We start from the raw sequence: 21,644 nt of genomic DNA on the forward strand, positions 1-21,644 counted from the left end.
TTTAGTGATGTTGTTTATTCATGGTAAGCTTGCGATAAAATCATTAAGTGGTGATCAATCAGAATGTCGCAACTAGATACAACGCAGTGGAAATTACTTAGCTTTAATGAATTTAGCCTAGATGAGCTATACGAAGTATTAAAGCTTAGAGTTGACGTGTTTGTGGTTGAGCAAAACTGCCCTTATCCAGAACTGGATAATAAAGACAGGTTGCCTGGCGCTAAACACTTATTAGGACTCAATGCGCAAGGCGAACTGATTGCATATACAAGAATCTTACCCGCAGGCGTGAGCTACCCTGAGGCGAGTATTGGCAGAGTTATTATTGCTGAATCTGCACGCGGAAAGGGAATTGCCCATGCATTAATGCAACGGTCAATCGATGTGGTAAAGGATTTGTGGCCACAGGAAAATATTCAAATTGGCGCTCAGCAACATTTAAACCATTTTTACCAGCAGCAAGGGTTTATCAATAATTCAGAGATGTACCTTGAAGACGGCATCTCACATATTGATATGTTACTCACTTTAAAACCTAGTTAAGTTTACTATTCAAGGATATCTATGTCAGATTATAGAATTAATACGACTCGTATAGTTTGTATTGCGCAGTTTGTTGCTAAAGAAGGCAAACGTGAGTTATTAGTTGAAGCGCTAGCATCGTTGATCCCAGACACACGTCGTGAATTGGGATGTATTAGATATGAGCTTAACGTGAGTTTAGAAGACGATCGTAAGGTCGCATTCGTTGAAAAATTTACTGATAAAGCGACGTTTGATGAGCATTGCGCTAAAGATGATATTCAACATTATTTCCACAACGTCATGCCTGAGCTCGTTGAGTCTCATCATGTGGAAGTGTTTAATGAAGTCATTGCTTAAAGTGTGATTTAAATTGGATCAAAAAAGAGTGCAGAGGCACTCTTTTTTATGCGTGACTGATAGAACTAATGATTAGATTACCGTCTTGCTATTGAGACTCTTCACGTAATTTGATGTCAGGACGCAAATTCACTTCGCCTTCAAAATCAATCACTGCTAATTCACTTTGTTGTGAAACCACCGCGAGAGGGCCCTCTGGCATCATTCTTACAAACAGTAATCGGTAGCCAAACCGGTTTAAATCATACAGCGCCATTTTTTGGTCTGCTGTCATCCGTTCCCAATGCTGTTCTTGATCGAGAGGTTCTCCACGACGCTCGCCGATAGCATATGCAACTTGATTCATAATCAATAAGCCTGAATAATTATTGAGTTAACAAAATGAATATAACAACTAATACGATCATTTCAAACATTTTGGATCAGAAAATAGAATAAAAAACAGTCATTACGCTCACTGTTTATACAAAATGTGTTTTGAGAGGTCGAAAGGATACGACATTGATTAGCTATATAGAGCCAGTATTTAGGCCGCCTTCTGAGTGGAAATCACTGATTTTACAAGTGAGCAATGGTTGCAGTTGGAACCGCTGTAGCTTTTGCGATATGTATACTCAAGAGCAAAAAAAGTTTAGAGCTCATAAAGTTGATAAAATTGAACAAGACATATTAGCAGCAGCGGCATCGGGACATTCCATTAGTCGAGTATTCTTAGCCGACGGTGATGCAATGACTTTGCCCTTTAAGCGGCTAAAAGAAATTTGCCAACTAATTAACAAGCACTTACCCAGTGTGACTCGTATTAGCAGTTATTGCTTACCTCGTAATTTATCTAATAAGACAGTAGAACAGCTTACAGAGCTTCGTCAAATGGGCTTGTCATTACTTTATGTTGGTTGTGAAAGTGGTGACAACGAGGTACTTCGTCGTATCGAAAAAGGGGAGGATTTTGACTCATCTTTAGCGGCGCTCAATAAAATAAAGCAAGCGGGTATCAAGTCGTCAGTGATGATTTTAATGGGGCTGGGCGGCAAAAGTTTGTCATTGCAACATGCTAAAGCCTCTGCTGAATTGATGAATGCAGCGCAGCCTGAGTATCTATCTACGTTAGTGGTCACCTTACCGCTTGGTACTGACAGAATGGATGCAGCATTTGACGGTCATTTTGAACTACCCGATCAGATAGGTCTACTTGATGAGATGCAAACACTATTGGCTAATTTGGAATTAGACAAAACGATTTTTAGGTCTGATCACGCTTCGAATTATTTGGTGCTAAAGGGCGTACTTGGTAAAGATAAACCTCAGTTACTAGCCCAAGTAAATCAGGCTATGCAAGGTATGGTGCCATTACGACAGGAATGGCAACGAGGTTTGTAAGGCCGCAACGATGAGTCACCTGCGTGGCTGCGCTAATTGGCAGTCACATATCGTTGTTGCTAGTGACTCACTTTTTCAGATATCGATTGGAAATGAGCAATCGTTAGTTTGTCTCAGGCGTATCAGCAGCTGCGGTCATCAAGGCATTTTTAAAGTCATTTACCCAGCGTCGATAAACTGTTTTCACATCACCCCAATTAAATACCTTAGTGTTTTGACGCCATTGATCAAATCCGATAGCGCGATCGGCAGCCTTAGCGAGTACCTCATCTGTTTGGCCATCTTTCAGCACAGCCAGCAATACCATTGAACCTGAGTTTTGTGTGTAGGTTTTACCCATAGAATTATAGCTTCTGCGGCTGCTTTCAACAGGTGCGCTAAGGCGAATGTCGCTAACGGCAGTGTCAATCACTAAGGTATTAGGGCCTGCGCGAGTCACTAACTCAAATGGTTGCTCATGATTAAAGACATCCTGCACCGTCTTTGAAAACTGTTGCGCCATTTTGTCCAGCGATTCTTGTGGTAAGTCATAGGTGGCATTTAAGCCGTCAGTCTGTGGATCGACTCTAGGAGCACGGTAATCTTTAGGGTGATCATTAGTCACCTTTGTTGGCCTGAAATAGAGTTTGGAGTATTGGGTCCAATCTACGTCAGGTCGAACGTAAGACAGTGCCAATCTAGAGTTATCGACTTTAACCAGCCCATCCTTGGTGATTTCTGCATCTGGCCCTTGCTGAAGTGTGGCTGGCTGAGTTGCACAACCAAACAAGCCAAATACAACGAGTCCTGCCATAGCGATATGTGATGTGTTGATATGACGCATATGTTTAATCCCTTAATTTACATGATGCTAATTAATATGGCAGGAATTAAGGTAGAGTCAATATTGGTTCTAGTGCATGACAAAAAGCATCACTGGCTATTATTGTTAATAACGGTGGTCAGAACACTCTAGTCTTCTTGATTTATGGGCTAACAATAAAACATTTGCAATGTTCGGTGAAAACAAAGGTGAAGCGATATGGATGTCAGTAAGTTTACAATAAAATTGGACGATTTATCTGGTCATGAGGTGGCGCAGTTATTAAATGAGCACCTGCAAGATATGTATGCGACGTCACCAGTTGAGTCTGTTCACGCATTGGATTTATCTAAACTTCGTCAGTCCAATATTAAATTTTGGACCATATGGGATGAGCAAATGCTCGCAGGCTGCGGAGCGTTAAAGACTTACTCTGCAACAAGTGTGGAAATTAAGTCAATGAGAGTGGCAAATGCTTATCGACGCCAAGGTGTTGCTGCGCAACTATTGCAACATATTCTACATGAAGCTAAATGTGCCGGCGCTAAAACTGTTTACCTAGAAACAGGTTCAATGGCATTTTTTGCACCAGCAAGACAACTTTACGCCCAGCATGGTTTTATCGAAACTGGCCCATTTGCTGATTACCAAGCGGATGAAAATAGCATTTTTATGTCGCTCTCTTTATAAAAGTAAACGACAAAAAATCTCGTTGAACTAAGCCTCATCTTCGAAAACGTCCTCGATAGTGAGGCCAAACAGTTTAGCGGCCTTAAACGCCAACGGTAAACTTGGGTCAAATTTTCCCTTCTCAATAGCGTTGACCGTTTGTCGAGATACTCCCAATAAATCCGCCAGTTGAGCTTGAGTTAAATCACGCTCAGCTCGAAGTACTTTTAATCTGTTTTTCATTGGTACTTCCTGTTACCGAGAATAATACCGACCATGTAAGTTAAGCTCATTACAATCACCAAATGGGAGATTTCTGCATGACTGTTTATTACGCCAGTGGTACTCAGTGTAGAGTAACTGATGCCTGAAATTAGCCCAACGCCTAGACTCAATCCCATGGCATTAAGTTGTATTTTTTGTTGTAACTCATCAAGGCTCAGTAAATGATGCTTATTGGCTAGAATCATCCCGATCCCCACTAAAAAGTTAATCACAATTGCTGTTATGGTTATCGCTTCTTGTTGCCAGATAAAGACTGGACCAAACGTTGCAATCGCTAATGTCACAACCCAAGCAGCGGTCCACTTGGCCAGTTTTTTTGTGTAGTTAGCGTTACGCTCTTTCCAATCTGTTGTCGTTGATTGAGGTGTTTTCATCGCCAATTCCTTTCAAGTAAACTTGTCTAAATGTCAAACTAACTTGACTTAACTATGTGTTCAAATATTGCTCATGTCAAGTTTTGACGACATTTTGTATTGTCTAACTTGCTTTTAAAGACAAGAGTGTTGTTTGCCAGATGAGGTAACCAATGGGAGAAAGTAGAGTAGGTAAGTCGTTAAGGTTTTGATATTAAAAATGATACCAGTTTAGTTAGCACTGTTTGAAATAGCCTATTCAGCCAGAGTGCAATTATTCTGGCTGAACGCTAATTAATGGAAACAACTAAAGTTTACTGTTGTAAATGGATTTCTCTAACCGGACAAGGAATCGTGATATCAGCATTTTTTAAGGCATTTATAATGGCCAAGTTGCTTTGGTATTTGTCGTCATAGTAGCTATTAGTTGGCACCCAGTAACGTACGCCGATTTCCATACCAATACTGTTGAAGTCATTAATACCTACTTGAGGCGGGCGAGACTGATTAATATTGTCTTGCGTTTGTAGGGCTTGAGCAATCAGTTGAATGACGTGTTGTGGGTCGGTTTGATAATCAATATTAAATTTAGTGTCGACCAATTTATATTCTTGAGAGTTATGTAAAATTTCACCGACGATATGCTTATTAGGAATACTAATTAGCTCGCCTTCCTCATTAGTCAGTATCGTTAAGCCCAACTGGATTTTTTGCACCACACCTGAAACCCCTTGGATTTCGATAGTGTTACCAATCACAAAAGGGCGAGTCACGATAATGGTAACCCCTGCAGCGTAGTTTGCCAGCATGCCTTGAAGTGCTAAACCTGCACCTAATGATGCCGCACCAATTGCTGCTACCATTGGAGTGACACTAATACCTAGCTTACCAAGGGCAATGATTGCCACCATCACGATAATTGTGATTCTGACTAAGTTCGAAACAAAGTTACCTAGGGTGACATCAATATTGTGTTTTTCGAATTGATTCGTAACGACATTAGAGACTTTATTCGCAACCCATACACCAATTAAAAAGATGATTACGGCACCAACAATCTGGAAGCTATATTGCACAATAAACTCGGTGAGCAAATCGTAAACATTTTGCAGTTGGGCTAGCTCTTGGTCTAATCCTGTTTCGTTCATAATAGTGTTCTTTACTGTGAATGATGGAACATGAATGCATTGAATATAGTGTTGCGAAAAAGCACTAATTTGTCGAGTTTATTAACACCTTTAATCATTTAAAGGTGAGTTGATTGCAATAGTCATATTTCATACATAACAATGATGCCATTCCGTGAGATACCTCAAGGTTCCAATGCAATTTCATCGGTGTTAAATCACATTGAAGGTATAGTTTAGTGCGCAATTACATTTATCACTTTGCCTCACGGTAAGGTTTGTACTCTACTTCAGGAATAACAAGATGAAAGCCATTTTATTTGTAGCAAGTTTATTGTTTATGACGACAGCACAAGCTGAGGTGTTTGTTGTGAATGATAAAATTGAACCAGTGACTTTAGAAGATCAGTTTGAGCAGCCTTTAGTGGTAAATGAACAAACTCAATGGGTATTATTTAGCCGAGGCATGAAAGGTGGCGAGCTTATTCAAGCATCGCTTGAATCATTGCCAGCTGAAAAACAACCAGAGAACTTAGTTTATATTGCTGATATCAGCGGTATGCCTTCTCTTATTGCTAGATTTGTCGCTATCCCAAAAATGAAAGACTTACCCTTTTCAATGGGGTTAGATCGTGAAGGTGATGTCACAGCAACTTTCCCATCAGAAAAAGACATGGCGTCAGTCATCAAATTAGATAAATTCAATGTCGTTAGCATTGAGCACTTTGATTCAAGTGGAGCTATTACTGAAGCTATTTCTCAGTAATGACAAACTCGATGGCATCTCACTGATGCCTGACAATATTAAAGGACGCATATGCGTCCTTTTTTATTGGCTGAAAATTGATAAAAGTGTCAGCGTTAATGCTTTTTCAGCATTGAGAAAATTTCTTCTTTTAAATGCAATTTCTTGGATTTGAGAATTTTAAGCTCGGGAGTGGTATCGCTACTGTAGTGCTGTTCGTACTGTTTAATTTGTTCATCTAGCTGATTATGCTCATCGAAAATCTTTGAGAAATGGGCATTGGTGGTTTTTAATTTACTGATTAAATCACGGTACTCTGGAAACATAGAAGGGCTCCTTTTTTTCTATTGTTAATACCAAATTACGCCGACTTTTAAGCCAGTATCGTGACCAAGATCAATTATTATTAAAATGCTTGTTATTACTGAATATAAACTAAAATTGACTATTGAGTTTCAGGTAGTTTATGGTGCGCTAAATTAGAGATTGGTATTGGCATTTGTAAATTTGTCACAACAAGCGTTTTATAAGTATCAAGATTTATGTGATCGAGTTAACCCTAACTGAGCTAATAGTGGGGTAAAGTCGACATAATTAGGATTTTATATTCAATAATGAAAGGGGTTTTCAACATGGCCGACGTATTTCACTTAGGTTTAACCAAGCAAATGCTTGATGGCGCAACAACGGCAATTGTTCCGGGCGATCCAGAGCGTGTTAAGCGAATTGCTGAATTAATGGACAACGCAACGTTTCTAGCCAGTCACCGTGAATATACCAGTTATCTTGCTTATATCGATGGTAAAGCTGTGGTGGTTTGTTCAACTGGTATTGGTGGTCCTTCGACTTCAATTGCGGTTGAAGAGTTAGCACAACTTGGTGTGACCACATTCTTGCGTGTCGGTACCACTGGTGCGATTCAGCCTCAAGTTAATGTTGGTGATGTGATTGTGACTCAGGCATCGGTACGTTTAGATGGCGCGAGCTTACATTTCGCTCCGCTTGAATTCCCAGCAGCTGCAGACTTCAATTGTACAACAGCAATGGTTGCCGCTTGTCGTGATTATGGCTTAGAGCCTCATGTTGGTATTACAGCGTCATCCGATACCTTCTACCCAGGTCAAGAGCGTTACGATACCGTTTCAGGCCGAGTGACTAGTCGTTTTGTTGGCTCAATGAAAGAGTGGCAAGCGATGGGTGTATTAAACTACGAAATGGAATCAGCGACGCTATTTACTATGTGTGCTTCACAAGGTTGGCGCGCAGCCTGCGTTGCAGGTGTGATTGTGAATCGTACTCAACAAGAGATCCCTGACGAAGCGATGATGAAGAAAACCGAAGTCAGTGCAATTACTATCGTAGTTGATGCTGCTCGAAAACTCATGGCGTAATCGTTAAGTTTATAAATTAACTTAACTGTTTGAATATAAAGGTGCTTAGGCACCTTTTTTATTGGTTGTGTTTGGTAAATTGCGCAGTGTTTTTAATGTAAACGAACGTGTCCCAGTGTGGAATATGATTGCAATTTAGTCATTTTACTGTATTGTTGACATAATATGTCGTGTTGTTAACCCTTATCTTAATCGGTGTGAACAGTACAGATATTGTCAAAGTGCTTTTAGCATTCCAATGGTTATCAAGACTATAAACTCCCTGCCTAAAATCTGGGTTGGATCAGGGTTTAATAGCTTAAAGGATTCTATGATAACGTGTTTACAGGGGGGTATATGGAGTTTTCAAATCCAACCAGCATTTGGTTAATTGTTGGTCTCATCTTAATGTTCGCGGAAATTATTGTTCCCGGGGGCATCGTTATCTTACTCGGCACAGCCTGTGTCATCGTTGCGGCTGCACTATTTACAGGTGTTGTTGATGGCGCTACACAAAGTTTTACCCTGTGGTTTATCACTTCAATTGTATTACTTCTGAGCTTTCGTCATGTCACTCAACGAATGATTGGAGGGGATGCTCACGTGGATAATACCGACGAAGAAATGGATTTATATAATCAAATTGTCACGGTAAAGGCTGATATTGGTCCTGGTGAACGAGAAGGTCGGGTGACTTATTCAGGCACTGAATGGCCAGCCTTAGGCGACGGTAGTGAGATTAAGTCAGGTAGCAAAGTGCGTATTATTTGCCGTGAAAACATCGCGTTAATTGTTGAGCCATATATCGAAACTGAAGTGTCGCCTTAACGAGGCGCTATATGTGCATTTCAAAAGCGCAAAACCGTAAGCCAAATTAATAAAAAATCACGGATAAAGTCATATTAAAGCCATGCTCATTATTGGCTTGAATATTATTTTCAAAAGGAAGGGGAAGTATGTTTGAACTAACCATAGCATTTTTATTCATCGTTTTTATCTTGTATAAACTCATGTTGATTGTACCGATGCGTGAGGTCAATGTGATTGAGCGTTTAGGTAAATTTAGAACCGTATTACAACCGGGATTTCATTTTTTAGTGCCTTTTGTTGACCGAGTTGCTTACCGTCACGATACCCGTGAAGAAGTACTTGATGTCCCACCGCAAAGCTGTATTTCAAAAGATAATACTCAATTAGAAGTTGATGGCTTAGTGTACCTAAAAGTCATGGACGGTAAGTTAGCCAGTTACGGTATTGAAGATTATCGCCGCGCTGCAGTTAACCTTGCACAAACCACCATGCGTTCAGAAATTGGTAAATTAACCCTATCGCAAACGTTCTCAGAACGTGACAGTTTGAATGAATCGATTGTACGTGAGATTGATAAAGCATCCGATCCTTGGGGAATCAAAGTGCTGCGTTATGAGATCAAAAACATCACTCCTTCTATTCATGTGATTCATACGCTTGAAAAGCAAATGGAAGCAGAGCGTCGTAAACGTGCAGAGATTACCCTAGCGAACGCCGAAAAAGCGGCCATGATCAACATGTCAGAAGGTGAACGCCAAGAGGCGATTAACTTGTCAGAAGGTCAAAAACAAAAACGGATCAACGAAGCAATTGGTTCAGGGCAAGAAATTACCATCATTGCTAAAGCCAAATCAGAAGGCATGGATATGATTTGTACTGCACTGGCTAACGAAGGCGGTAATGATGCGATGAACATGATGCTAAAAGAGCAGTTTATTAGCCAAGTGGGTAACATTTTGTCTGAGTCTCAAGTGTCGGTAGTACCTGCTGAAATGGCTAAATTAGAAGGCTTTTTTGAAGGTATGGAGCAAGTGACCCACGCCGTAGCTAAACCATCATCAGCCACAAAAGGAGCACGATAATGTTAAACGGAGTTGATACAGATTTCATCGTGATGATCATTTGGGGCGCAATCTTTTTAATATTTGTATTGAAGTTATTTCAGTCAATTCGATTAGTGCCTACTAAGTCTGCTTACATTGTTGAGCGCTTAGGAAAATATCACAACACACTAGATGCAGGTTTTCATGCCTTAGTGCCTTTTATTGATAAAGTGGCTTATATCCACGATTTGAAAGAAGAAACTATTGATGTTCCTCCACAGGAATGTTTCTCAAGTGATGAGGTCAATGTTGAAGTGGACGGGGTAATCTATATCTCAGTGGTGGACCCCGTTAAAGCGAGTTACGGGATTACTGATTATCGTTATGCAGCAATTCAATTGGCACAAACAACCACACGCTCCGTTATTGGTACGCTGGATTTAGACCGTACTTTCGAAGAGCGCGATATTATATCGGCCAAAGTGGTTGAAGTGCTTGATGAAGCTGGAGCGATTTGGGGTATTCGAGTTCATCGTTATGAAATTAAAAACATCACCCCGCCAGAAACAGTTAAAAATGCCATGGAAATGCAAGTAAATGCTGAGCGTGAGCGTCGTGCTTTATTGGCAAAAAGTGAAGGTGATAAACAAAGTAAGATTAATCGCTCTGAAGGTTTTATGGCTGAAACCATTAACTTGTCAGAAGGTGAGATGCAACGCCGTATTAACGAAGCTGAAGGTAAGGCTGAAGAGATTTTAACCCTTGCTAAAGCGACCGCTGAATCGATTGAGCGTCTGGCTGTCGTTATTTCAAAACCTGGCGGACACAGCGCACTGCGTTTGCAATTAGGTGAGCAATACTTCAAGCAACTTGAAGGGTTAAGTGATGCCGATAACCGAGTGGTATTACCGGCTAACTTGATTAATTTCGAGCAATGGATGACGACCATGGGTCTTGAAGACGAATTTAAGGCTAAAAAATAGTTGTTTGATTCGTTAAGGGAGAGGCTAGCAGCAGTGCTAGCCTTTTTTATATAGCAAATACCGTGGCGGGTATAATTACTGCTCAAATCGCTGCTTAAATAGCGGCAACATAGCCGAATAAGTGGCTAAAACTGACTCAAAACGTGATTGACTAACTGATTAATGAGTCATTCAAATTTTGCGAAATCAATAAGATAAGGTTATGTTTATGATGAGTGCATTAGGTTAAGTCGTGATAACCGAGATGAATAGAGTGTCAGTGAATAAACGTGTTATGGCATGCCCTTGTAGATAAGAGGTGAGAGTGAAACCAAAAGTATTGCATTGTGTTGACGATCCAAACATGGGCGGCGTTAATTTTGCGCTTCAAAGCTTATGTGGCTCAACATTGCAACACGACTTTGAATTCGACATCAAATATGTGGATTTTTCAAAGCCGGTTTCTTTGAATTCAACAGCGGATATCATTTGCTTACATGGTGCTTCAAATTGGCGAAATCTGTTCAATATTTTCATATTTACATTACGGCACCCCAAGGCAAAATTCGTCTTGCAAGAACATCACTACAGCGCAAGCTTTGTGCGCTCGCAAATTCAGTCTCCTAAACGTTTTTACTGGATGCTTAAACTCAATTATTGGCTAGTGGACAGGGTAATTGCCATTGCGCCTTCACAGCAGTTTTGGATGCTTAACCATGATTTAGTGCCAAAAAATAAGATCAATTTATTAGGCCAAGGACGTGATTTAAGTGGGTTTATTCCTAAATTTAACGACCTAAATAACGCCGCAATCGACGCTGAACAAAGCAATGTTAATAAAACATCCGCTGACATAAAAGTGCCTGTTATAGCCGCTTATGGGCGTTTTCATTATCAAAAGGGCTTTGATTTATTGATAAAGGCGATGTCGCTAATTAATCAACCTTGTTTACTCAAAATAGCGGGTGAAGGCCCCTTGGGCGATGAGCTAGAGCAATTAGCTGGTGGCGTTGCGAATGTTGAGTTTGTGGGGAAAGTTGAACGTGTCCCGGAGTTTTTAAATCAAGTTGATGCTGTGGTTATCCCATCTCGCTGGGAGCCCTTTGGGCTAATATTTATTGAGTCATTGGCAATGAATAAAACAATTATCTCAAGCCAAGTTGATGGCTTAGGAGATCAAGTTAGCCAGCATGCTGCATGCGATGTTAATCAAGGGGAAAACCTTCCTGTTATTCATCCTATTTCTGAGCCTGTTAGCGCTGAATCTATTGCCGATGCAATTAATCAATTTCTGTCTCAAACGGCTTCAATACATCCACCTGTTCCCAATATTGGCTATATCAATCATTGGAAAGAGCAACAATGGTTTGAGCTACAGCAAGCATGGAAAAACTTGTTTAAGCAGTTGCTGGAAGATAAGCGTCATTAAATGTTCGCTTTGATGTATTTCTGGAAGGAAAATTATAGCGTTAAACAAGCGTTCTACCCTCACGTGATAGAACAACATGCCCCCAAAGATTTCGAGCGACTTAATCATAGCTACTTAATCATAGCTACTTAATCAAAGCGACTTAATCAAAGCTACTTAATCATAGATAGTTAGTCATAACGACTTATAACTAGGCGCGTATCCAGCGCATCTCAAGCTGCTTTTGCCCTGTGTGTTCGCAAATACACTTGCCCACATCACTAAAGCCATGGCGAAGATAGAATTGGTGTGTTTTTTCGTTTTCAGCGTAAACGGTTAATGTTAACTGTTCATATTGGTTTTTTACCGTATCTAACAGCTGGGTTCCGATCCCGTTAGATTGTGATTGAGGATCCACAAAAATGGCTGGAATACTGCCCTCGTAATATGAAATAAAACCGAGGATGTGGCCATTGTCTTCATAAACCCAAGACTCGCTATGAGGAAGATATACATCACGCATATTTTGCTGTTGCGATTGCCAAAATTCTTCCGCTACAAAGCTATGTGCTTTGATTGATGCTGTCAGCCAGATAGCGACGGCACTATCTAGATCCTGTTCTCGCATTACTCTTATCATTTGTGTTTCAGCCCTTAATGCTAGTGCTAAGTTTAGTGTCATTGACGTCTTTATAACGTAAGTGTCGTGAGTTGCTGTATCTACAAGTCAGTGATAATTGATACTTTAAGCATGTTAGCCACACTATAAAAGTTGCCTGCGATGAATGATTGAATATTTCCGACAATATCAGCTTGAGATAGAACTCACGCCACCATAAATATCAATGGTAAGCCCACGCTCTTTTTCATAAGTTTTAGGGGTAAAACCTAATTGTTTTTTTAAATACCGAATCAAATGAGGTTGGTCGCTAAAGCCGAAGTTAAGCGCGATTTCAGCCCAATCAAGCTCGGCAGATGAGCGTTGATAAAGATACTCCAACATAGCTTCAAGTTTATTCATCGATTGGCATTGTTTAAGCGTTAGTCCTGTCACACGCTGAAAACTTCTTTCCAATGTACGCTGTGAGCAATGAAGTTGTTCTCCGAGTGAAGATATAATGCTGTCATCAAGGTGATGTAATGCTTTACGGGTAATCTTACTATGTTGATCTTCAGTGCATTGCTCAAACCAGGGCATTAATAACGCATCTAATTGCTGACAACATAAGGCAGCATCCGTTCTCGCCATAGTCATCAGTGCATCTTCATTGAGCTGACGTTCAGTGAGCAATGTCGTCCCTTGGACTTGCTCTACTGTATCAAGTGGCAGTGTCTTACCGAAAAATTCAGGCAAGCTATAAAGCGCACCTATATGAAATTTAACCCCAAGGTGGATAAATGGCTGTGAATGATCGAGTTCGAATGTATTTTGATGAGGGTATAACCAATGGCTACCTTTGCCTGCTTCGCTACCAGAACTGGTATCGTAGCGGTAGGCTTGATTTGCCGGCGAGATAATTAAATGTGTAGCAGGATCAGGGTTAAGCTTTGGATAGTTATGGCTATTCACATCTGGGCGTTTTTCAATTAACCAATAGCATTGCACATATTTAGCAATGCTAGGGGAACTAGGCGAGCGCAACCAATGGATCATAACCAGATTAACCTTGTTAAAATATGACTTATCACTATATGTCACATCGCGGCTAATACAACAAGAAATAAGGCGAGAATCACAGTGCCAATCACAAAGTGATACTCGCTAAACCTGATTAACAATAGCAATCATTATTTTGCTTCAAACGCTATTTGAACAATGCGGTTCTGTGGCATTAGGCCTGCTCGTTCAATGGCCTTTTGTGCTCCGATGTTGCCAATTTCAGTTGAGCAAATAGGAGTTAAACCTCGATCATTGGCTAAGTTAATCAAGCTTGAAAGCACCTGAGTCGCCAAGCCTTTACCACGATGAGATTGCGCTACTATCATGCCTAAGTCTGCATACTCGGTCTGATATTCATCGAATAAACGACATTCGCCTGTTGCCAACAATTCACCATTTTGCCAATAACCAAATAACTCTTTACGGCTAATTAGATTGCCATAATAACCCGATACCCACTGCTCTGGTGCGCCGATATTGGTGGCGGCAAACTCAACAAATTGCTGCAATTGCTCTGGTTTTGCTAAAGCTAAAGTAAGCGTAGTCACATTATTGTTAACTGGAACAAGCTGCTGATACATCAAGGCGCTCACTGCAAATTGTGTTGAGTTATCCATACAAAGAGACAAATAGTGTGGCTCCGCTGTACTCACATAAGCGCCTTTTACTTGTTTGATGACTTGGCTTTGTTGCTGCGCAATAAAACGAAATAGGGCTTTGGCATCAGTTTCCGCTTCAGGGGCAAGGTAAAACTGCAGTAAATAATTTTCATCATTAATACAGCAAAAGCCGACTAAGTTATCTTGCTCATAAAACCCAAAGTGACTCGCCATAGGCACAAAGCCAAAATGCCACATACCATCTAGCGGAGCACTTGATAGCGCAAAATACTGTGCTTTAAGTTGGCTGATACTTTCCAGCTTATCGATTGGTTTAATGTCTATCATTACTGTTACCGGGTTAAATTATAAATGACGAACAAAGGCTTATTTTAGTCATGAGCGCTGTTCTGGATGGGATAAATAGTAATCAAGCTAAGAGCGTTAAGATTGAATAAAAACGACAAGGTTGAATAATTTTACTTTTGATGTAATTGAATTGGGTGAGTAACGAAATGAAGCAAACGCCGTGGTTCGCTTATGGACAAAAGCTTATTAGAGTTAAAGCGCTTAAATTGATGCGCCCCATTAGAGAATATATGGCAAGTGGATATAAAGTAACGTCCACAATAATGAGCTAAAATGTGTTGGCTAACATAGGCGGTGCAGAAGCAAAAACAACTGTTTATCGTCCTGACAGCTTTGCTGGAAAGAAGACATTGCTAAATGTACAGGTCATTACTTTTTAAAACAGTGCGTATTTTATCTTGATCTTTTAGTACGGTTTTATATATCCACTTATAAAAATACTGTCCATTCGTGGCAATAACTGTGCGTAGGGCTAATTTACCTCGTCTTGCTTGGGACTTTTTACCACTCTTATATAGACATCAGGTATTGATATGCCATGTTTTTTATATGCGGTAAATTTTTCAAACTCAATGTTAGTCACTTCATACCCTAGTTTATTTAATTCGATAAGTAACTGCTTGAAAATAGTCGTAGACTTCAACGCTTCCGGAAACTTATCTCTCACTCCGCTTATTGCGGGGTTATGCATATTGCCTGAAGATTTAAATGCAGCCTCTAGCTCGATTGGGTAATGAGTTTGATAAAAGGTTAGCAGCTCTTGATTGGTTAATTCAGATGACTGGCCAATGAGACGGACTGTAAATTCGCGCTCACGATAAGTAATTACTTCGAAAACTTCAGCTATGCTATTGCCTCCGCTTGGCATTAGAAATAGCTCCAGATGCGGAGAAGTGCCATATCGCTGTAGATTTCCTAGCTTCACATCGGTTGCAAAACTATTTGCTGACATAATGAGTAGTAAAATAGATAGAGTGATTTTCATAGTGATGCCTAATGTCCGAAACAGCTGAAATTTAGGAGTACCAGCGAGTCATCTTTCGGACTGCTTGTAATTAAGTTTACTCTGCCCCCCACTGATTTAGGTTTCTGGAGATTCTATCAAGATGGTAAAAGACATAATCTTGCCTAACAATGCTGTGTTTGCTGTAACCGAAATTATTTTCCATCCATCATTCTCAATTTCCTGAATTTGAGTATTAAGAAGGTTTATATCTATAACCCCAAGCATTCAATGTGTTTTTTATCAAAGCCAATAAGTTTACGCACTTTTAAACTCCTTATTTGCATACAACAGCTTATTGAACGGCTCATAGTTTAACGTCTGCAGCTTAAATTATAGATTAATGCCATCCTATATTTTCTATCTTATTGATGTAAATACTGATTGATTATTAATATCTTAAAACAAAGTGTGTTTACCTGATAAAAGTGTCAGTAAAAAGGATTATTACTTTAAATTGAGAATTATCAAATTATTAGAGTTAGTTACACTGTTTGCATCATACATATTTCGTTTATGTATATATCGTTTGGGTTCATTTTTAGCAGATCAAAGTCGTGGTGCTAATCCAAACGGAGTTTGGAAATAGAGAAAGCACCATTAAACCTGGTGTGGGCGAAGCCCCAAGACTTTGACCTTAATTCATACGAAGATTGGCGTTATAAACACCCATCTTCTCAAAATCAGAATGCGTTGCAGAATGCATTTTAGCCATAATAAAAATCTTTGTTGACTATGTAAGTTGCTGTATTTAAATGGTAATAAAAGTTGGCATTCGCTGTGCATTATACCGTTACATCCTGATAACGAATAGCGAGATGCAATATGAAAACAGCAACTGTAAAAGCAAATAATGTAAATTCATTGAACGCCCAAATCATCAATATTCTTGGTTTCAGTAGTATTGCTATTGGCACTGGCATGGCGCTATTTAGTGCTAATACCCATGCTGCTGAAGCATTTGATGCTTGTCCGACGGAAGCCTTTATCGTGCAAACGCCATCGGGTATTCCAAAGACCTTTGGCGTTGAACTTGGTACAGGTAGTTATACTGTATTGTCACCAGATATGGGGATTAACAAAGCACTCAACGGTGTGGGTTTTAGTTATCTTGATAATTACCTCTACGGTTGGGATTACGAAAATGCCACAGTCGGTAAAGTGGGTAAAGATTACCAAGTAGAGCCATTAACAATCACCAAAGACAGCGCGGCAGCTAATCAAAACTTTTATGTTGGTGACGTCGCCATTAACGAAAACGTTTGGTACGGCTACCGTAAAGGTAAAGGGTTATTTACCGTACCGCTTGATGGTAATGACCATCCTATGAACATTGTGCCGGGCAGTAAAAATAATGCCACTTACAATATTACCGATTTTGCATTCCATCCAACCAATGGCTTTTTATATGCCGTTACCAATGGTAGTTCAGGTAAATTAATCAAAATTGATCCAAGTAGTGGTGCATCAGAAACTATTGGAACCGTTATCACCAAAGACAGTGGTAGCTTTACCTTTGGTGCGCAGTTCTTTGATCCAGATGGCAACTTATACTTGAGTAACAACGGTGACGGTAATGTATTTAAAGTCAACGTTGATGCTGATACTCCACAAGCTGAACTTTTCTCTTATGGTCCTTCTTCTACTTCTAATGACGGTGCGCGTTGTGCGCTTGCCGAAGTGCCAGTAGGAGACAGTGTTGATTTTGGTGATGCGCCGGACACTTACGGCACCTTAATAGACTCAAATGGTGCTCGCCACGGAATTGTTGGCAATATGAAATTGGGTAGTGTCGTTGATAATGAATCAGACGGTTATCCAGCACCATTATCTGATGATGAAAGTGATGGTATCGATGATGATGACGGTATCAGTATGCCTACAGGGTTTGAAATCGGCGAAAATGCGATGTTGATTGTCACAACCCAAGGTGATGCGGCATTTTTAAATGGTTGGATTGATTGGAACCAAAATGGCGAGTTTGATACTGACGAAAAAGTGATTGCTGCTCGTTCATTAAATGCGGGAACAACCACCTTATCAATTGATGTCCCAAATTGGGCTAAAACCGGTGAGACATGGGCACGATTTCGTTTAAGTTCGGTTGCTGATCTACTGCCTACTGGTGGTGTGAGTGATGGTGAGGTAGAGGATTACCCAATTACAGTCACTGAAACGGGTATCACGATCAGTTATTACCCATCTTCTTCTGAGTACACCACGCTGGCTTATGAGGATTTATATCCGAACCAAGGTGACTTTGATATGAATGATGTGGTGATGCAATTACGTATTAGCCAGTTCAGTAAAAATGACATGGTGCGTCGTGTGGCATTTGATGCGCAGTTAGTGGCCATGGGCGCTGCTTACCATAACGGCTTTGCGGTGCAACTGCCTGATGTGGGACGCGGTAATGTGCAAGAGTCTGCGATTGAGTGGAGCATGCAAGGGGTGAAACAAACCACCTCGCCATTAGAAGAAAATCAAACTAATGCGGTATTACTGTTCAGTCAAGATTTATGGCAGCACGCTACGCCAGGTAACGGCTGTTTATACTTCAGAACAGAGCCGGGTTGTGGTACTCAGTATCGTGCGACATGGCAAATGACCGTGCCATTTATTGATTCGGTTCATGTCGATGACATGCCTGAATTTCCTTATGACCCATTTATTTTTGCCACTCCAGGTACAGATCATGGCTTAGCGGCGAAGAATATTACTGATGGGCAAAACCCTGGCCGTAAATTAGAAATCCATCTGAAAAATAAAGCACCAACTGATTTGTTTGATACGCGCTTTTTAGGCATGCATGACGATGCGTCAGCGGCTTCACAAGGTCAGTATTTCCAAGATCAAAACGGCATGAGCTGGGCGATTGAAGTACCTGATTCATGGCAGCATCCTGCAGAAAACCAACGTGTTGATAGTGCTTACATTGAGTTTATTGAATTTGCTGCAGACGAAACTGGTGAGACTAAACCTTACTGGTACCTAAATGCACAAGATTCTTTGATTTTTAAAGACTAAAAGTCACGATGAATCGCATAACTGCAAACCCAATTAACTTAAGTCATAAACGGAATTTTAAGGTGAATATTATGAACACATTAACTCAAACAACTACGGCTAAAAATGCAATGTTAATCACGTCGAATAAAGGTGTAACGGTAGCGGCGACAATGTTACTCACATTACTGACTGCCTGTGGTGGCGGGGGGGGCGGAGATGACAGCTCTCCAGCGCCAGTGGCTGCAACACCAGCGACAACCACCACAACAACGACGCCGACGACACCAACAACACCGACGACGCCAACGACGCCAGAAACACCAACGGATCCTGAAACGCCTGAGGAGCCAACGATACCTGCAACGTCAATTGATGATCTGATTGTTGATGCTGATTTTGACTTACAAGCGGCTTTTAATCTGGATATTGATGTGGCGCTTGAGTCTACGCAGCGAGGTTATTTTTCGTTATGTGACCAATATGAGCAAAATGGTGCCCAAGTGACGGTTAACTTTGAGTCATGCTTATTACGTGGCGCATTAGATGAAGGTAGCTTAAATGAAGCGCTATTAGTGGCAAACCATCAGCAAAACTTAGTGGCAGTGGTGTGGTTTTACGATGGTTCAGATCCTATTTATCAAATGTGGTCATATGATATGGAGGCAGAGGAGCAAACCTTGACTATTGGTGCCATATAAATTGATGAATATTAATAAAGCCAAAAAAGCCCCTTTATTGCGGGCTTTTTTGGCAATGGTCATTTCGATTTTACGCAGTGTTAGAAGCGTTTACCTAAGGTTAAGTAAAAAGATTGGTGGTGTAAGTCATTAACTCCGAAACCAAATACAGCAGGGCCAAAGTCTGTTTCAGTGCCCACAAATACACTTGCGGCGTAGATTAAGTCATTCATATCGCGCTCAGACTTTAACTGCCAAACATTGCCCGCTTCAACTGATAATCCCATATAAACAGGGACATTTTTATTGAGTATTTGCCAATCTGAGCGGCGCTGGTAAATAAGCGCACCGTAAGCTAATTGGCTGCCAACAAGGGCATCATTCGACTCACCAGATAAATTCAAAAAGCCCCCCAGATTTTGTGTATGTAACAGGCTAAATTCCTCAGTATCAACGCCTGCTAAATCGACTTTGGCAATCAAGGTGTGGTGCTGATAACTGCTGGCCTTTTTAAAACTGAATTGATACTCAGTGGCTGAGTCAGTGCTAGAATTTGACGTTAGCATGCTGTTTTCGTCCATGCTTAACTTGTCTTTATGCCAAATGACATTGGCCTCAATCAGCATGCCTTTAGATGGAAAGCTATAACTATCTAAGCTGTCGTAACCCACATGAATGCCGCCTCCATGAGCATCATAATCAAAATTTAGTTGCGGATATTGCGGGCCCTCCATATCGCCCGATTCGCCATATAATCCAAGCTCAATCACCATATTATCTATTGGTGAGTAACCTAAAGCTGCGGATATATGATGGGCATTATGGGTGGTTTTCAGTAACAAGAGCCCTTGCTCATAATAGGTTTGTTGTTGCTGTTGATATTGATAACGGCCTTTTACATAAAACTGTTCAAGCTCGTCCAAGGGTAAATACAGCTCGGTTGCCAATAATTTATCTTTGCCTGTGGTCAGCTCAAAGCGAACTTGGGCATCAGTATCTGCAATATGATTAATTTGATAAGCCAAATCCAACGCGACATTTGAGGTATTCTCAAAGTCTTCTTGCCAGCTAAAGCCAATATCGAAAAAGTTAGGACCCCAGCTCTTTTCTTCTGTGTTAACTACCAGCACTTTTTGATCATTTTCTTGCTCAAATTCGAGTGTGACTTTTTCAAAGTCATTGATGGCATAAACCCGATCAACGGCTTCGATTAGTGCATCTGAACTCACTTGATCGCCGTTATCAATATCGAGTTTTTGTTTAATCAGTGCAGTTGAAGTTGATGACTGATTATTAAAACGAATTTGCTCAATAGGCGCTTGTTGAAACGCAAGAATGTCTTGCTTAAAATTCGCTCGCTTATAGAGATATAGGCTAAAACTGTCAGCATCAGAGGCCAATGGTTGCAGTTGTTGTTTATGCATTAAGGCCGCTTGTTGTCCAAGTTCAAATCCACTGGCTAAAGCGCTAAAGTCGGTGGTGTCAAAGTTACTGATATCTGGGCGGATCAAAATATCAGCCTTATTCAGTGTCGCAATTTGCGCTACGGCATTGGCGCGTGTCATCAAGGTGCTTAATTGGCCGACGATAGCAATAGCGCTGTTGAGCTGTTCTTGGGCTGATAAATCCGCACCAATATCGATGGCAATAACAATATCTGCCCCCATATTTTTAGCGGTTTCAACGGGTAAATTACTTACAATGCCACCATCAACTAAGGATTTTCCATCAATCACGGTGGGCTGTAATATGCCGGGTACCGTGGCGGAAGCTTGCATTGCTTTAAGTAAATTACCTTGGTTTAGCACCACAGCTTCACCTGTGGAGATATCGGTTGCTATCGCGCTAAAAGGCGTTGCGAGATCATTAAAGCTGGCTTGGTTTTCGATAGCGCCAAATGAATCCAGGTAAAGGTTGCCCATGGTTTGGCCCCTAAGTAGGCCTTTGGGGAGCAGTAATTGGCCATCAAGTAGGCCTAATTCAAATGGCATGTTGTAGCGGTCGACATCTTGTTTATCACGGTAGCGTAATGATTGTCTTGGCACATTATCGTTAAAACCACTTTCCCACGCTAAGCCGAGCATGATGGTTTCGATGTCGTTTGCACTAAAGCCTAATGCGTATAAGCCGCCAACATAAGCGCCAATACTGGTGCCGACAATATAGTCGACTTCAATTTGTTGTTGCTCTAAATACCGTATTACGCCCACATGGGCTGACCCTTTTGCTCCGCCGCCACTGAGTACTAAACCGACGGTGGGTCTAGGTGATGGCTCAGGTTGAGCATCTGGGTGAGTGTTTACTGGGTTTAATGAGTTTGCGCCTACCATGTGACTGATGCAAATACAGCTTGCCGCTAGCCAAGCTAGGCAGGTTTTCGCTAGGTTGACGTTAAACAAGGGCAATAGGAATTGACGCATCAGAAACCTTTAAATTGGAATGATTGAATTAGGGTTGAAAAGATTTGGGTGCTCACAAACCACCGAAAAAT

Annotated in this window: 23 protein-coding genes; 12 read left to right on the plus strand and 11 right to left on the minus strand. The window is 40.9% G+C overall.

The genetic code is table 11. The features are described from left to right. Positions 1–63 precede the first annotated feature (63 nt). Together AB4128_RS05585 and AB4128_RS05590 are read left to right on the plus strand one after the other, a co-directional pair. A complete protein-coding gene (locus AB4128_RS05585) occupies positions 64–543 on the plus strand; it encodes a GNAT family N-acetyltransferase (protein WP_372037218.1) in 480 nt (159 codons plus the stop codon). Between the two features lie 21 nt (positions 544–564). After that, the gene (locus tag AB4128_RS05590; protein WP_055023533.1) at positions 565–882 is read left to right on the plus strand and encodes a putative quinol monooxygenase; all 318 of its coding nucleotides are present in this window, start codon (positions 565–567) and stop codon (positions 880–882) included. 88 nt (positions 883–970) lie between these two features. Here AB4128_RS05590 and AB4128_RS05595 read toward each other — a convergent pair whose 3' ends face one another. Next, on the minus strand, positions 971–1,228 hold the full coding sequence (locus tag AB4128_RS05595) for a hypothetical protein (protein ID WP_055023532.1): 258 nt from the start codon (positions 1,226–1,228) through the stop codon (positions 971–973). 155 nt (positions 1,229–1,383) lie between these two features. On the opposite strand from AB4128_RS05595, the gene AB4128_RS05600 reads away from it, so the two are divergent. Continuing rightward, positions 1,384–2,262: a radical SAM protein gene (locus AB4128_RS05600; RefSeq protein ID WP_119967889.1), complete on the plus strand. Its 879-nt coding sequence runs from the start codon at positions 1,384–1,386 to the stop codon at positions 2,260–2,262. Positions 2,263–2,365: 103 nt separating this feature from the next. Here the strand turns inward: AB4128_RS05600 and AB4128_RS05605 are convergent, their stop codons facing one another. Beyond that, complete coding sequence (locus AB4128_RS05605) at positions 2,366–3,085, minus strand: DUF3313 family protein (protein ID WP_211029307.1); 720 nt, start codon at positions 3,083–3,085, stop codon at positions 2,366–2,368. A 198-nt stretch (positions 3,086–3,283) separates the two neighbouring features. Here AB4128_RS05605 and AB4128_RS05610 point away from each other — a divergent pair, with 198 nt between their 5' ends. After that, positions 3,284–3,754 carry a GNAT family N-acetyltransferase gene (locus AB4128_RS05610; RefSeq protein ID WP_055023530.1) on the plus strand — a complete coding sequence of 157 codons (471 nt, stop codon included), beginning with the start codon at positions 3,284–3,286 and terminating at the stop codon, positions 3,752–3,754. 27 nt (positions 3,755–3,781) lie between these two features. Here AB4128_RS05610 and AB4128_RS05615 read toward each other — a convergent pair whose 3' ends face one another. The 3 genes from AB4128_RS05615 to AB4128_RS05625 form a co-directional block, all read right to left on the minus strand. Then, positions 3,782–3,976, minus strand: coding sequence for a helix-turn-helix transcriptional regulator (locus tag AB4128_RS05615; protein WP_055023529.1), 195 nt, complete (start codon positions 3,974–3,976; stop codon positions 3,782–3,784). Beyond that, positions 3,973–4,392: a hypothetical protein gene (locus AB4128_RS05620; RefSeq protein ID WP_080916917.1), complete on the minus strand. Its 420-nt coding sequence runs from the start codon at positions 4,390–4,392 to the stop codon at positions 3,973–3,975. The genes AB4128_RS05615 and AB4128_RS05620 overlap by 4 nt, the downstream gene beginning before the upstream one ends. A gap of 293 nt (positions 4,393–4,685) precedes the next feature. Then, a complete protein-coding gene (locus tag AB4128_RS05625) occupies positions 4,686–5,519 on the minus strand; it encodes a mechanosensitive ion channel family protein (protein ID WP_055023527.1) in 834 nt (277 codons plus the stop codon). Positions 5,520–5,802: 283 nt separating this feature from the next. Here AB4128_RS05625 and AB4128_RS05630 point away from each other — a divergent pair, with 283 nt between their 5' ends. After that, complete coding sequence (locus AB4128_RS05630) at positions 5,803–6,264, plus strand: hypothetical protein (RefSeq protein WP_372037219.1); 462 nt, start codon at positions 5,803–5,805, stop codon at positions 6,262–6,264. 95 nt (positions 6,265–6,359) lie between these two features. Here AB4128_RS05630 and AB4128_RS05635 read toward each other — a convergent pair whose 3' ends face one another. Next, positions 6,360–6,569: a YdcH family protein gene (locus tag AB4128_RS05635; protein ID WP_055023525.1), complete on the minus strand. Its 210-nt coding sequence runs from the start codon at positions 6,567–6,569 to the stop codon at positions 6,360–6,362. Positions 6,570–6,875: 306 nt separating this feature from the next. On the opposite strand from AB4128_RS05635, the gene udp reads away from it, so the two are divergent. The 5 genes from udp (at position 6,876) to AB4128_RS05660 (ending at position 11,857) form a co-directional block, all read left to right on the plus strand. Continuing rightward, complete coding sequence (udp, locus tag AB4128_RS05640) at positions 6,876–7,634, plus strand: uridine phosphorylase (protein ID WP_055023524.1); 759 nt, start codon at positions 6,876–6,878, stop codon at positions 7,632–7,634. Positions 7,635–7,970: 336 nt separating this feature from the next. Further along, positions 7,971–8,441, plus strand: a complete 471-nt coding sequence (locus AB4128_RS05645) for an NfeD family protein (protein WP_055023523.1) — start codon at positions 7,971–7,973, stop codon at positions 8,439–8,441. A 128-nt stretch (positions 8,442–8,569) separates the two neighbouring features. Further along, positions 8,570–9,505, plus strand: coding sequence for a slipin family protein (locus tag AB4128_RS05650; protein ID WP_065109351.1), 936 nt, complete (start codon positions 8,570–8,572; stop codon positions 9,503–9,505). Further along, positions 9,505–10,449 carry an SPFH domain-containing protein gene (locus AB4128_RS05655; RefSeq protein WP_055023521.1) on the plus strand — a complete coding sequence of 315 codons (945 nt, stop codon included), beginning with the start codon at positions 9,505–9,507 and terminating at the stop codon, positions 10,447–10,449. Before AB4128_RS05650 ends, AB4128_RS05655 begins: the two co-directional genes overlap by 1 nt. A 304-nt stretch (positions 10,450–10,753) precedes the next feature. Beyond that, on the plus strand, positions 10,754–11,857 hold the full coding sequence (locus AB4128_RS05660) for a glycosyltransferase family 4 protein (protein ID WP_372037220.1): 1,104 nt from the start codon (positions 10,754–10,756) through the stop codon (positions 11,855–11,857). A 190-nt stretch (positions 11,858–12,047) separates the two neighbouring features. On the opposite strand, the gene AB4128_RS05665 is transcribed toward AB4128_RS05660, so the two are convergent. The 4 genes from AB4128_RS05665 to AB4128_RS05680 all read right to left on the minus strand — a co-directional run bounded on the left by AB4128_RS05665 (position 12,048) and on the right by AB4128_RS05680 (position 15,449). Beyond that, complete coding sequence (locus AB4128_RS05665; RefSeq protein ID WP_225442111.1) at positions 12,048–12,518, minus strand: N-acetyltransferase; 471 nt, start codon at positions 12,516–12,518, stop codon at positions 12,048–12,050. A gap of 126 nt (positions 12,519–12,644) precedes the next feature. Beyond that, the gene (locus tag AB4128_RS05670; RefSeq protein ID WP_055023519.1) at positions 12,645–13,490 is read right to left on the minus strand and encodes an AraC family transcriptional regulator; all 846 of its coding nucleotides are present in this window, start codon (positions 13,488–13,490) and stop codon (positions 12,645–12,647) included. 134 nt (positions 13,491–13,624) lie between these two features. Further along, complete coding sequence (locus AB4128_RS05675; RefSeq protein ID WP_372037221.1) at positions 13,625–14,443, minus strand: GNAT family N-acetyltransferase; 819 nt, start codon at positions 14,441–14,443, stop codon at positions 13,625–13,627. A 493-nt stretch (positions 14,444–14,936) separates the two neighbouring features. After that, entirely contained in the window at positions 14,937–15,449 is a 513-nt protein-coding gene (locus tag AB4128_RS05680) for a hypothetical protein (RefSeq protein WP_282167627.1), read from the minus strand. Positions 15,450–16,292: 843 nt separating this feature from the next. Here AB4128_RS05680 and AB4128_RS05685 point away from each other — a divergent pair. Further along, positions 16,293–18,494, plus strand: a complete 2,202-nt coding sequence (locus tag AB4128_RS05685; RefSeq protein ID WP_372037222.1) for an LruC domain-containing protein — start codon at positions 16,293–16,295, stop codon at positions 18,492–18,494. Between the two features lie 71 nt (positions 18,495–18,565). Continuing rightward, the gene (locus AB4128_RS05690; protein ID WP_372037223.1) at positions 18,566–19,174 is read left to right on the plus strand and encodes a hypothetical protein; all 609 of its coding nucleotides are present in this window, start codon (positions 18,566–18,568) and stop codon (positions 19,172–19,174) included. 80 nt (positions 19,175–19,254) lie between these two features. Here the strand turns inward: AB4128_RS05690 and AB4128_RS05695 are convergent, their stop codons facing one another. Then, a complete protein-coding gene (locus AB4128_RS05695; protein ID WP_372037224.1) occupies positions 19,255–21,573 on the minus strand; it encodes a patatin-like phospholipase family protein in 2,319 nt (772 codons plus the stop codon). Positions 21,574–21,644: the final 71 nt, after the last annotated feature.

The organism is Shewanella sp. 10N.286.52.A9, from assembly GCF_041468985.1.
GTDB lineage: Bacteria > Pseudomonadota > Gammaproteobacteria > Enterobacterales > Shewanellaceae > Shewanella > Shewanella japonica.

Coding starts and splice junctions, on each gene's coding strand:
- AB4128_RS05655 (WP_055023521.1), top strand. CDS start 9,505: ATGTTAAACGGAGTTGATACAGATTTCATCGTGATGATCATTTGGGGC.
- AB4128_RS05585 (WP_372037218.1), top strand. CDS start 64: ATGTCGCAACTAGATACAACGCAGTGGAAATTACTTAGCTTTAATGAA.
- AB4128_RS05620 (WP_080916917.1), bottom strand. CDS start 4,392: ATGAAAACACCTCAATCAACGACAACAGATTGGAAAGAGCGTAACGCT.
- AB4128_RS05680 (WP_282167627.1), bottom strand. CDS start 15,449: ATGAAAATCACTCTATCTATTTTACTACTCATTATGTCAGCAAATAGT.
- udp (WP_055023524.1), top strand. CDS start 6,876: ATGGCCGACGTATTTCACTTAGGTTTAACCAAGCAAATGCTTGATGGC.
- AB4128_RS05670 (WP_055023519.1), bottom strand. CDS start 13,490: ATGATCCATTGGTTGCGCTCGCCTAGTTCCCCTAGCATTGCTAAATAT.
- AB4128_RS05590 (WP_055023533.1), top strand. CDS start 565: ATGTCAGATTATAGAATTAATACGACTCGTATAGTTTGTATTGCGCAG.
- AB4128_RS05625 (WP_055023527.1), bottom strand. CDS start 5,519: ATGAACGAAACAGGATTAGACCAAGAGCTAGCCCAACTGCAAAATGTT.
- AB4128_RS05665 (WP_225442111.1), bottom strand. CDS start 12,518: ATGACACTAAACTTAGCACTAGCATTAAGGGCTGAAACACAAATGATA.
- AB4128_RS05690 (WP_372037223.1), top strand. CDS start 18,566: ATGAACACATTAACTCAAACAACTACGGCTAAAAATGCAATGTTAATC.
- AB4128_RS05650 (WP_065109351.1), top strand. CDS start 8,570: ATGTTTGAACTAACCATAGCATTTTTATTCATCGTTTTTATCTTGTAT.
- AB4128_RS05675 (WP_372037221.1), bottom strand. CDS start 14,443: ATGATAGACATTAAACCAATCGATAAGCTGGAAAGTATCAGCCAACTT.
- AB4128_RS05605 (WP_211029307.1), bottom strand. CDS start 3,085: ATGCGTCATATCAACACATCACATATCGCTATGGCAGGACTCGTTGTA.
- AB4128_RS05615 (WP_055023529.1), bottom strand. CDS start 3,976: ATGAAAAACAGATTAAAAGTACTTCGAGCTGAGCGTGATTTAACTCAA.
- AB4128_RS05635 (WP_055023525.1), bottom strand. CDS start 6,569: ATGTTTCCAGAGTACCGTGATTTAATCAGTAAATTAAAAACCACCAAT.
- AB4128_RS05610 (WP_055023530.1), top strand. CDS start 3,284: ATGGATGTCAGTAAGTTTACAATAAAATTGGACGATTTATCTGGTCAT.
- AB4128_RS05595 (WP_055023532.1), bottom strand. CDS start 1,228: ATGAATCAAGTTGCATATGCTATCGGCGAGCGTCGTGGAGAACCTCTC.
- AB4128_RS05630 (WP_372037219.1), top strand. CDS start 5,803: ATGAAAGCCATTTTATTTGTAGCAAGTTTATTGTTTATGACGACAGCA.
- AB4128_RS05685 (WP_372037222.1), top strand. CDS start 16,293: ATGAAAACAGCAACTGTAAAAGCAAATAATGTAAATTCATTGAACGCC.
- AB4128_RS05695 (WP_372037224.1), bottom strand. CDS start 21,573: ATGCGTCAATTCCTATTGCCCTTGTTTAACGTCAACCTAGCGAAAACC.
- AB4128_RS05645 (WP_055023523.1), top strand. CDS start 7,971: ATGGAGTTTTCAAATCCAACCAGCATTTGGTTAATTGTTGGTCTCATC.